Origin of the sequence: Bacillus sp. NTK034 (assembly GCF_017303275.1) — a bacterium.
Lineage (GTDB): Bacteria > Bacillota > Bacilli > Bacillales > Cytobacillaceae > Cytobacillus.
Map to the genome: position 1 here is coordinate 248,062 of NZ_JAFKOJ010000008.1, position 10,912 is coordinate 258,973.

Annotated in this window: 8 protein-coding genes; all 8 read left to right on the plus strand. The window is 42.4% G+C overall.

The window, feature by feature from the left end; genetic code table 11:
- The first annotated feature begins 195 nt into the window (after positions 1–195).
- The 8 genes from JI665_RS21530 (at position 196) to JI665_RS21565 (ending at position 10,878) form a co-directional block, all read left to right on the plus strand.
- Positions 196–921: a GntR family transcriptional regulator gene (locus tag JI665_RS21530; RefSeq protein ID WP_206843930.1), complete on the plus strand. Its 726-nt coding sequence runs from the start codon at positions 196–198 to the stop codon at positions 919–921.
- Between the two features lie 192 nt (positions 922–1,113).
- Positions 1,114–2,247, plus strand: a complete 1,134-nt coding sequence (ald, locus tag JI665_RS21535) for an alanine dehydrogenase (protein ID WP_206843933.1) — start codon at positions 1,114–1,116, stop codon at positions 2,245–2,247.
- A 59-nt stretch (positions 2,248–2,306) separates the two neighbouring features.
- Positions 2,307–3,668, plus strand: a complete 1,362-nt coding sequence (locus JI665_RS21540) for an aspartate aminotransferase family protein (protein ID WP_206843936.1) — start codon at positions 2,307–2,309, stop codon at positions 3,666–3,668.
- 65 nt (positions 3,669–3,733) lie between these two features.
- Positions 3,734–5,503 carry a sulfoacetaldehyde acetyltransferase gene (xsc, locus tag JI665_RS21545; protein WP_206843937.1) on the plus strand — a complete coding sequence of 590 codons (1,770 nt, stop codon included), beginning with the start codon at positions 3,734–3,736 and terminating at the stop codon, positions 5,501–5,503.
- 305 nt (positions 5,504–5,808) lie between these two features.
- Entirely contained in the window at positions 5,809–7,269 is a 1,461-nt protein-coding gene (locus tag JI665_RS21550) for a sodium:solute symporter family protein (RefSeq protein WP_206843941.1), read from the plus strand.
- 15 nt (positions 7,270–7,284) lie between these two features.
- Positions 7,285–8,949 (plus strand): amidohydrolase, encoded by a 1,665-nt coding sequence (locus JI665_RS21555; RefSeq protein ID WP_206843943.1) that lies wholly within the window; start codon positions 7,285–7,287, stop codon positions 8,947–8,949.
- 146 nt (positions 8,950–9,095) lie between these two features.
- A complete protein-coding gene (locus tag JI665_RS21560; protein WP_206843945.1) occupies positions 9,096–10,577 on the plus strand; it encodes an APC family permease in 1,482 nt (493 codons plus the stop codon).
- 109 nt (positions 10,578–10,686) lie between these two features.
- A complete protein-coding gene (locus JI665_RS21565; RefSeq protein WP_206843948.1) occupies positions 10,687–10,878 on the plus strand; it encodes a hypothetical protein in 192 nt (63 codons plus the stop codon).
- The last annotated feature ends 34 nt before the right edge of the window (positions 10,879–10,912 follow it).

Sequence of the window (10,912 nt, forward strand, 5' to 3'; positions counted from 1 at the left end):
TGCTCATTGTTAAACGTTCTCTTTCCATCGCTTCATTGGATTGTCTTGATCCTCAGTTAATGACAACCTATAATTAGAAAAATTTTTAAATACGCGCAACAGGATCTGCTGTAAATGGATGGATATTCATTCGGGTAACCTATATAATTAATTATACATTTTGATTATTCGAAAAATAGTAAGGAGGCATCCATTATGACAGAGTTAGATTCTAAAAGTCCTATTCCGCTTCACATACAATTAAAAAATAAGCTGCAGGAGCTCATAGACAATCGTTCTTTCAATGAGAAAATTCCAAGTGAAAGGGAGTTGATGGATACCTATAAAGTGAGCAGAAGTACAGTGAGAGAGGCAGTTTCCCATTTAGTCAACGAAGGTGTGCTAAAGAAAGTCCACGGAAAAGGCACTTTTATTTCAAAGAAACCGATTGAGGAGTGGCTGGGAAATATTACGAGTACAACAGAAGTGATTAAAAAAATGGGGATGAAGCCTGATGCAAAATTACTGGACAATGGCATTGTTGTTCCATCAAGAGAAATTGTGGAAGCCAGCGGACTTACAGAGGCATACTTTATAAAGCGAATTCGCTATGCAAACGATAAGCCATTGGCCCTTGAAAGTCAGTATTACCCTATTGAAATTGGTGAAAATCTCGCCAGATATGATATTGAAAAGGGTACATTGTATGATCTGCTGGAGCAAAGTTTAGACTTAAAGTTTTCAGAAGCTGAACAGATCATTACAAGTACTTATTTATCCAAGGAAGAAGCCGACCTGCTTGGTGTACCCTCTACATTAAGTGTGCTTCACATAGAGCGGTTATTATCAGACACAAATGGCAGCTTAATAGAATATTATTCTGCTTTTTTTCGTTCGGATATGTATTCATTTAGAATAAAACTATCAAAGAATTATAGTTAAATGCAGTGTTATTCAATTTTACAATAATATCTATTGATAATTCCGATAATATAAAATTTTTAGAAAATATTGAAAAGGAATAATGGTTATGTTTTAATTACAACTGAGGCTAGTCATACAACAACTGGTACGGACGACATGACGTCATGACGAGATGGTTAATATTTCTATTTTGCAGGATGGAGTGATGACATGATTATTGGTGTGCCAAAGGAAGTAAAGAATAATGAAAACCGGGTTTCCGTTGTTCCAGCAAGTGTTTCTGCATTTGTTAATGCAGGCCATACGGTCTGGATTGAGAAGGGTTCAGGTGCAGGAAGCGGCATCTCAGACGAGGAATACGAAAAAGCTGGTGCAACGGTTGTGTCAAGTGCAAAAGAGGCCTGGGCTGCGGATATGGTTATGAAAGTTAAAGAGCCTCAGCCAGTCGAATACCAATATTTCCGAAAAGGATTAATTCTCTTTACTTACTTGCATCTTGCAGCTGAACCTGAATTGACAAAGGCTTTGGTCGAAAAAGAAGTTACCTCGATTGCTTATGAAACCATTCAGCTGGATAACAAATCATTGCCTCTTCTAACGCCTATGAGCGAGGTTGCCGGAAGGATGTCTGTCCAGCTCGGAGCGCAATTTCTTGAAAAGATTCATGGCGGTAAAGGTGTCTTATTAGGCGGGGTTCCTGGTGTGAAGCCTGGAAAAGTGGTGATTATTGGCGGGGGAGTAGTTGGGACAAATGCCGCAAAAATGGCTGTCGGCCTTGGTGCAGATGTATGCATCATCGACATAAGTGCAGAAAGACTCCGCCAGCTGGACGATCTTTTTTCAGGCAGAGTGAGAACAGTCATGTCAAATCCGTTCAATATCGCCCAGGAAGTAAAACTGGCCGATTTAGTGATAGGGGCTGTCCTTATCCCCGGTGCAAAAGCACCTCAGTTAGTAACCGAAGAAATGGTTATGCAAATGGAAAAGAACTCGGTCATTATTGATGTTGCCATTGATCAGGGCGGTTCAATTGAAACCATCGATCATATTACCTCACATGATTCTCCAACTTATGTAAAGCATGGTGTTTTGCATTATGCGGTTCCAAACATTCCGGGCGCTGTAGCAAGAACTTCCACCTATGCCCTCTCCAACACTACAGCACCATATGCCTTAATGCTCGCTAATACAGGAATTGAAAATTCTATTTTAAAGTATCCTTTTCTTGAAAAAGGGGTCAATACCATGAATGGAAACGTCACTCATCAGAAAGTTGCAGAGGCGCATAACTATCCTTATACACCCACCCAAGAATTAATAAACAAGATTCCAGCCGCAACATGATTCCCATAAGGAAAGACAAAAAACAAACCTGAATTAATGAATAGAAGGAGGCAAGCAATATGTCTACGCTAGAACTTAATGATAACAAAAAGTTAACTGATCAGGACCAGGAACACTTGTGGCATGCGATGAGCCGGCATACAGAAGGAAGCAGTCCGATGATTGCCAAATCAGGGGAAGGCTCATGGTTTACTGATATGGATGGCAATCGATATTTGGATGGTGTATCCGGTCTTTGGTGCCTGAACCTGGGACATGGACGGAAAGAAATTGCAGAGGCTGCTGCAGAGCAAATGATGCAGCTGTCGTATTTTCCTCTGACATTAAGCCATGCACCAGCCATTAAGTTATCTGCAAAAATTAGTGAATTGCTGGGGGATTCCTATAAAACCTTTTTCTCAAACAGCGGTTCCGAAGCGAATGAAACCGCATTCAAATTAGCGAGGCAATACCATAATCAGAATGGCAATCCGGGAAAATATAAATTTATTTCGCGCTACCGTGCCTATCATGGTTCCACTTTAGGTGCTTTAAGTGCTACTGCACAGGCCAACAGAAGAGTGAAATACGATCCTGGCATGCCGGGGTTCCTGCATGTGCCGCCTCCTTACAGCTATCGCTGTCCATTTGGCGAGGATGTGAAGGATTGCGATAAAGTCGCAGCTGACATGATTGACCAGGTCATCCAATGGGAAGGTGCCGAAACGGTTGCTGCAGTCATAATGGAGCCGTTCATTTCAGGCGGGGGAGTTATTATCCCGTCCCCTGAATATCTGCAGAGAGTGGCACAAATCTGCAAAAAACATGATGTCCTCCTGATAATGGATGAAGTAGTATCCGGATTCGGGCGAACGGGCAAGATGTTTGGATTTATGCATTCAAAGGGTGTTCAGCCTGATATCGTAACAATGGCAAAAGGGTTGACCAGCGGTTATCTGCCGCTTGGTGCTACAGCAGTTCATTCCAGAATTTATGAGAAATTTAAGGAGCAAGGTGCAGATAACCATTTCCGCCATGTCTCAACCTATGGGGGACATCCGGCAAGCTGTGCAGTTGCATTGAAAAATATCGAAATCATAGAAAGGGAGAATATTGTCAGCAGGGTAGAGGTGCTGGGTGAAAGCATTTTAAGCAGTTTAAAAGATTTGCAGGCTCATAAAAATGTAGGCGAAGTCAGAAGCACCGGTTTCTTGTATGGCATTGAATTGGTTGAAGACAAGGAAACGAAGCAGCCGGCTTCTGATCATTTATTGGCAAAGATCATTGCACTGTGTAAAGAAAAAGGCCTGATCATTGGCAGAAATGGGGATACAGTGCCTGGCTTCAATAATGTCCTTATTATAGCTCCGCCGCTTTCTTCTACAGAAGAAGACTTAAAATTTGTTGTTGAGACGATCAAAAATGCATTTAAAGAAATTTAGATAGGGAAAATTTGAATCTGATTAAGAGCTATCATCCTATTAAAACTGGAAAGGAAGTGCCCGCAATGGCAAAAGCAGAAAAAGAACTAGCAGTAATCAAAACAAGAAAGGTGAAAATGACACCAAGTGAGGCAATTGTAGAAACATTAGTTAAAGAAGGTGTCACACATATTTCCGGGATTTTGGGATCAGCCTTCATGGATCTATTAGACTTGCTTCCAACTGCCGGGATCCGCTTCATCGGCGTTCGGCATGAGCAAAGCGCTGCCCACATGGAAGATGCCTATACTCGAGTAAGCGGAGTTGCAGGGGTGGTCATTGGCCAGAATGGACCTGGAATCACCAATATGGTAACGTCGGTAGCGGCAGCGAATCAGGCTCACACTCCTATGGTCGTCATTTCTCCTTCAGCAGGAACACCTACCGTCGGATGGGACGGTTTCCAGGAGTGCGATCAGGTTTCAGTTTTTAAAGCGATCACGAAGGAAACCGTTAGGGTCACACATCCGGGACGGGTGGCGGATTGCCTGAGGACTGCCTTTAGAATTGCTTACGCAGAGAGAGGTCCAGTGTTATTTGATATTCCGCGGGACTATTTTTATGGTGAAGTGGAAGATGTAATCCTAGAACCGCATCAGTATCGCGTAGATAATAGGGGCTGCGGATCATTGGAACAGATTGATCAGGCTGTGGAATTGCTTTCATCTGCCAAAAATCCAGTCATCATTTCCGGCAGGGGAGTAGTGGATTCAGATGGAATAGAGGCAGTGAAGGAAATTGCCGATCATTTAACGATCCCTGTAGCTGTTTCCTATATGCATAATGATGCTTTCCCGGCAAATGAACCTTTAGCGGTGGGGCCTATTGGGTATATGGGGTCAAAAGCAGCTATGAACACATTAAAGGATGCAGATGTGGTGCTCGCTATCGGTACCAGATTATCTGTCTTTGGAACATTGCCATGCTATGACATTGATTACTTTCCGAAAAACGCAAAGATTGTCCAAATTGATATCAATCCCCGTAATATCGCCAGAACCCATCCAGTAGAAATTGGGATTATTGGTGATGCCAAAGCAGCTTCTGCTGAAATCGCAAAACGGCTGAAAGAAAAAGTACCAAATAAGCAATTCAATTCTGAGAGAATGGCGAGAGTCACAAATGAAAAAGAACAATGGGAAAAAGAACTTGTGGATCTGGCCATGGTGGAAGGAAGTCCAATTAATCCGCGCAGGGCGCTGCTTGAGCTTACAAAGGTCCTTCCGGAAAACGCAATTGTCACTACAGATATCGGGAATGTATCTTCTACCGCAAATGCCTATTTAAAATTCAATTCCGGCCGCCAGCATGTGGCAGCCTTAACCTTTGGGAATACAGGCTTTGCCTATCCGTCGGCATTAGGTGCAAAGCTTGCAAATCCGAATAGTCCTGTAGTGGCCATCGTAGGGGATGGCGCCTGGGGAATGAGCCTGCATGAAGTAAGTACGGCTGTAGAGGAGAATATTCCAGTAGTAGCATGTGTTTTTAATAACAATGCCTGGTGTGCAGAAAAGAAAAACCAGGTAGATTTCTATAATAATCGCTTTGTAGGAGCGGATATCCAGAATCCGGACTTTGCAGAGGTGGCAAGGTCCATGGGGGCACAGGGAATAAGTGTAGACAAACCTGAGGACGTAGGACCAGCTATCCGCCGTGCAATAGAATCCAGCAAACCGACAGTTATTGATATTCAGGTGGATGGCACGCAATTGGCACCTCCATTCCGTAAAGATGCCTTAAAGATGCCGACTCGCCTTCTGCCGAAATATGCTCACCTAGATCATAAAAACTGGTAGGCAAAATGGAAGGAGCTTAATAGATTTTTGATTAAGCTCCTTTTTTAAAGAAAGCTTAGGAGTTTGAATTATATCGTTACGGTGCTGAAGTTAGAAAGTTGCTATGACGCGAACTGACCGATATAGTGGAAAAGCGGCCAATAAAAATGAAAATTGACCGATAAATGGAAGAGTTGACCGATAAATTCAAAAACTGACCGATAATTATGTGAAAGTGACCGATAAAGTGGAAGTAAATAGAAGAATCACAATATATTACTGCCAATAATTTACAGAATATTAAGAAAATAAAAAGGAGGCAGTCGATGAGCTGGTATTTTGGATACATTTTGGCATATTTCATATTCATGTTTGCAATTGGAATCTATTATTTTACAAAAATTAAAACCTCTGACAGTTATTTAATTGCAGGCTGGAATATGGGGTTTTGGAATATTGTCGGTACAATCATCAGCACGAATTGCGGCGCTGCCGTTTTTATTGGCTGGATTGGAATGGGGTTCACAATGGGGGTATCGGGATTTTTTAAATTTGCATTACCAGCCATGCTTGTCAGTATGCTCTTGATTTTCTTCTTTAGCCGTCCATTAAGAAGACAGAGATTGTATACACTGGCCGACCTTTTTAGTGAAAGATTCGGAGCAAAAACCGGTATTATTCCATCAGTGTTATCTGCTTTTATATACTCAGTTCCCACTACTGCCCTGCAGATTGTAGGGATGAGTACCGTATTTAGCATTGCTTTTAATATGAATGTGAAAACTGGAATTGTACTGTCATTTATTTTGATTCTCGGTTTTACGATTTTGGGCGGTTTAGTAGCAACGATTGTAACGGATGCCATTCAAAGTATAATTCTGATTGCAGGGATTGTGATGCTTGCATATGCCGCCTTGAATTTTGCCGGGGGGATGGAACAAATTTTTAGTAACACGCCGAGAGATTTTTTAACTCCGCTCGGTGCGAATGGACTCGGGGATGTCCTGCTATTTGCCCTTTCTGTAGCTCCGTTCTACTTAGTTTGGCAATCCACATGGCAGCGAATCTTTGCTTCCAAGACAGAGGATATTGCCATTAAAGCTGGCTTAACAGGTTATGCCATTACTTTATGTATTTCTGTGCTTCCATATAGTATAGGAATTATGGCAAGGCAATTTGTGCCAGCCGATATACACCCAGATTTAATTTTCTCCTATGTAACCGTGGAAATGCTTCCTCCTTATATTGGCGGCATCATTCTGATCGGACTCCTATCAGCACTTATGACAGGTGCAGACTCCTTCATTTTACAAGGAAGCTCTAATATCACTCAGGATTTGTATCACCGTCTATTAAATCCCAATGCTACGGAAAAGCAAATGATGTTTGTTTCCCGCTTGAGTGTAGTGATTATATCGGTATTATCACTGTTAGTTGCTTTTGCATTAACAGATATAGTCAGCATGTATCAATGGGCACTCAGACTGTCAGCAACAACTCTTGTGTTTCCGTTTCTGGCCATTATGTTTTGGAAAAGGACAACCAACACCGCTGTCATTTCCAGCATGCTTCTGGCTTGTTTCACTACCATTCTTTGGCCTCTTATCAATACAGGAATAGATCAGACAATACCCGGCTTTATCGCTTCTTTTTGTTCACTTGTCATAATTAGTCTCTGGACGAAACATTCATCAGCAGAAAATGTAAAAGCTGTTTACTGGGAAGACCTTCCTTCAGCAAATAGAAAGATTGACGATACCGATTCAGCAGAAAACAAAGCTGTCTAATAAGGAGGGATAAGGATGAGTATCCTTATCATAAAAAATGCAAATATCATCACACTTGATCAACATAATACGAAGGCAAAATCATTGCTTGTCAGTAATGGCATCATCGAAAAAATTTGGGATAAAACCGAACCGGACCGTTCGGAAATTCCAAAAAGCCCTGATATTGAGATCTTGGATTTAAACGGGGCTGCTTTGCTTCCTGGTTTTATAGACACTCATAGTCATTTATTAATGTTCGGGCAAATGCTGAATTATGCTGATTGCAGATCCCCGCGAAATAAAAACATTGGTGATATAAAGGAAAGAATAAGAGAAAGGGCCAGTAAAGCAAAACCTGGAGAATGGATCATGGGGTGGGGATATGATGATACCCTATTGGAGGATAAAAGGCATCCGAACAGGTCTGATTTAGACCAAGCAGCTCCAAACAATCCCGTTTTTATTCGGCATATTTCAGGGCACTTTGGTGCTGCCAATTCCAAAGCTCTTGAAATGGCTGGAATCGATGAAAGCATTTCGAATCCGCATGGCGGGTACTTTACACGCGATAATAATGGCAGGCTGGATGGTGTCATTCACGAAATTCCTGCCCTGGAATTTATTTTTCCAGTGCTGCCTTCCCCGTCAAGCGATGAACAAATCAAAAATATAGAAAATGCAGCAGAGGTGTACCTGTCTCAGGGAATCACCACATGTACAGATGTCGGTGTAGGCCTGGACAGAGGAATAGAGGAATTAAATGCGCATATAGCAGCCATTAATTCAGGTAAGAATCCGCTGAATATGCGGCTAATGATCCTGCATCACCTTTTAAGAGAGGGAAGTGCTTTTTCGGGTTATACCGCCGATCAGCTCGATCTTGAATTAAAAAGGCGCACCAAAAACAGAGCATCACTCGATAGTGCCAAATTATTTCAGGATGGATCCATCCAGGGACTTACCGGTGCACTCCGCGAACCTTATCATTGTGATAATTCTGTATTTGGTGAGCTCCTGCATGATCAGGACACTTTTGCAGAAGAAATGCTGGATCTCCATAATAGAGGATTTAGAATAGCGATTCATGGAAATGGAGATCGGGCTATTGGATCTATCCTTGAGGCTTTCGATTATGTTTTGTCAAAAAGTCCGATGGATGACCACAGGCACCGGATTGAACATGTACAGACTGCAGGCAGTAAAGACCTTGATGCCATGCAAAGATTAGGTGTTGCTGCTTCGTTTTTCATCAATCATGTTTATTTTTGGGGAGATCGGCACCGCAGAATATTCCTGGGTGAAAAGAGGGCGGCTAGAATTAATCCTTTGGCTGATGCGGTTGACCGCAATTTGCTGTTCACACTGCATTCTGATTGTCCAATTACCCCAATTTCGCCCCTGTTTTCCATATGGGCGGCTGTAAACCGAATCACTTTAGAAGGTGATGTGCTTGGTGATGATCAAAAAATTGATGTTCTGGATGCTTTAAAAGCGATGACATCTTACGGTGCAGCTCTAAACTTTGAAGAAGATTCTGCTGGCACAATAGAAGAAGGGAAAAAAGGAGATTTTGTTGTCCTGGATGCCGATCCTCTTACCTGCCCAGCAATGGACTTAAAAGATATACCTATATTGGCGACCATCATTTCCGGTAAGGTTGTGTGGGAGAATACAGAAAAAGCTTACACTCATTCATAGATAACCGCTATTCAAAAAATCCTCGATACTGAAGCAAAAGCCGGGGGTACGCTTTTTGCTCCAGTATAAGGATAAGGCATTAGCTCAACAAGATTAAGCAGTCCTTAATAAATTTTGAGAGAAGCCTTAATAATGGAGGGGAAAACATGGAAGAAAGGGTACAGCTTGAAAAAACGTTTAAGCCGCAATGGGTGTGGGCTATCGCGCTTGGTTCTGCCATTGGCTGGGGAGCCTTTATTCTGCCGGCTGAATGGATGGGGAAAGCAGGCCCGATCGGGGCGGTGATCGGGTTAACCATTGGTGCTTTATTAATGATGGTGATTGCCGTCAGCTACGGGGTTTTAATTGAAAAATATCCTGTTTCCGGCGGTGAGTTTGCTTATGCATATATAGGGTTTGGAAGGAAACATGCCTTTATTTGCGGATGGTTTCTGACTCTTGGCTATATTTGTATTGTCGCCCTGAATGCATCTGCATTGGCCTTGCTTGGAAAGTTTATGCTTCCCTCGCTTACAAATATCGGTTTGTTATATGAAATAGGAGGCTGGCAGGTATATCTGGGTGAAGTAGTGATTGCGACTTCAGCACTTCTGATCTTTGCCTATTTTAATATAAAGGGTGCTTCCATTTCTGGCAGTCTCCAATATATATTCTGCATTATCCTCGTTGCCGGTGTGTTCCTGCTCACCATAAGCATGATACTAAGTCCATCTTCAGATCTGTCAAATCTTCAGCCTTTTTTTAAACCGGGGATACCTGCACTGACTGGAATCATCGCAATCATCGCGATTGCTCCATGGGCATATGTTGGTTTTGATAATATTCCGCAGGCGGCTGAAGAATTTAATTTTCCTCCTAAAAAGGCATTCAAGCTTATCATTTATTCGTTAATTGTAGCTTGTGTCTTATATTCCTTTATGATTATTGCAACAGCAGTAGCAATGCCATGGCAAAACCTTATTGCCGGAAAGCCGATTTGGGGGACAGGTGATGTCATCTCTGATACGTTAGGTGCCTTCGGAGTGCTTCTGCTCGCAATCTCCCTTTGCATGGGTGTATTCACAGGGCTTAATGGATTCTATGTTTCTTCCAGCCGATTGTTGTTTGCGATGGGGAGAGCAAAAGTAGTTCCTAAAGCTTTTTCCAGGCTTCACCCGAAGCATGGCACCCCTTATGTAGGGATCCTGTTCACATGTGCCCTGTGCCTGTTTGCTCCATGGTTTGGGCGTCCCGTCCTATTATGGATTGTTGACATGTCAGCAACAGGAGTAACCATTGCCTATTTTTATACTTGCTACACAGCTTATAAACTGTTCAGCTGGACAGAAGCAGCCGATGGAAAAATGGTCTCACCCGGCAAAAAGCTGGTTGCTCTGATAGGAGCATTAAGCGGACTTGCATTTCTTGGGTTGCTGCTCGTGCCTGGATCACCATCAGCGCTTGGAGCACCTTCACTGATTGCCTTAATCGTCTGGACAGTATTAGGATTAGCTTTCTATCTATATAAAAGGAAAGAATACAATCAAATACCTAAAAGTACACTTGATTATTATATTTTAGGCAAAACAGATACAGATGGGACTGATGTTAAGACTGATAGCCAGGTTAGTATAAAAATAGATGCTTAATAGCATAGAGTGAGCTGTGAAGCAGTTTCAAAAACACGGGAAAAATATTTATATAATTTATCTATCAGAGAACCAGGTTTCGTCAAAACAAAGTCAGAAAAGGTTGGGGTTGGGTCATAATAGGAAGCTTATTCGGACAGAGGGAAGCAGAGAAGGCGAAAACCAGTCCGAATACGAGCCAGATTCGGACAGGATGAAGCAGAAAAGGCGAAAAGCAGTCCGAATACAAGCCAGATTCGGACAGGATGAAGCAGAAAAGGCGAAAAGCAGTCCGAATACAAGCCAGGTTCGGACAGGATGAAGGAAAAAAAGGGTGAAGCAGTCCGAATACGAGC

Bases quoted from the DNA above. Each gene is read 5' to 3' on its own strand.
- JI665_RS21530 (WP_206843930.1), top strand. From the start codon at position 196: ATGACAGAGTTAGATTCTAAAAGTCCTATTCCGCTTCACATACAATTA.
- ald (WP_206843933.1), top strand. From the start codon at position 1,114: ATGATTATTGGTGTGCCAAAGGAAGTAAAGAATAATGAAAACCGGGTT.
- JI665_RS21540 (WP_206843936.1), top strand. From the start codon at position 2,307: ATGTCTACGCTAGAACTTAATGATAACAAAAAGTTAACTGATCAGGAC.
- xsc (WP_206843937.1), top strand. From the start codon at position 3,734: ATGGCAAAAGCAGAAAAAGAACTAGCAGTAATCAAAACAAGAAAGGTG.
- JI665_RS21550 (WP_206843941.1), top strand. From the start codon at position 5,809: ATGAGCTGGTATTTTGGATACATTTTGGCATATTTCATATTCATGTTT.
- JI665_RS21555 (WP_206843943.1), top strand. From the start codon at position 7,285: ATGAGTATCCTTATCATAAAAAATGCAAATATCATCACACTTGATCAA.
- JI665_RS21560 (WP_206843945.1), top strand. From the start codon at position 9,096: ATGGAAGAAAGGGTACAGCTTGAAAAAACGTTTAAGCCGCAATGGGTG.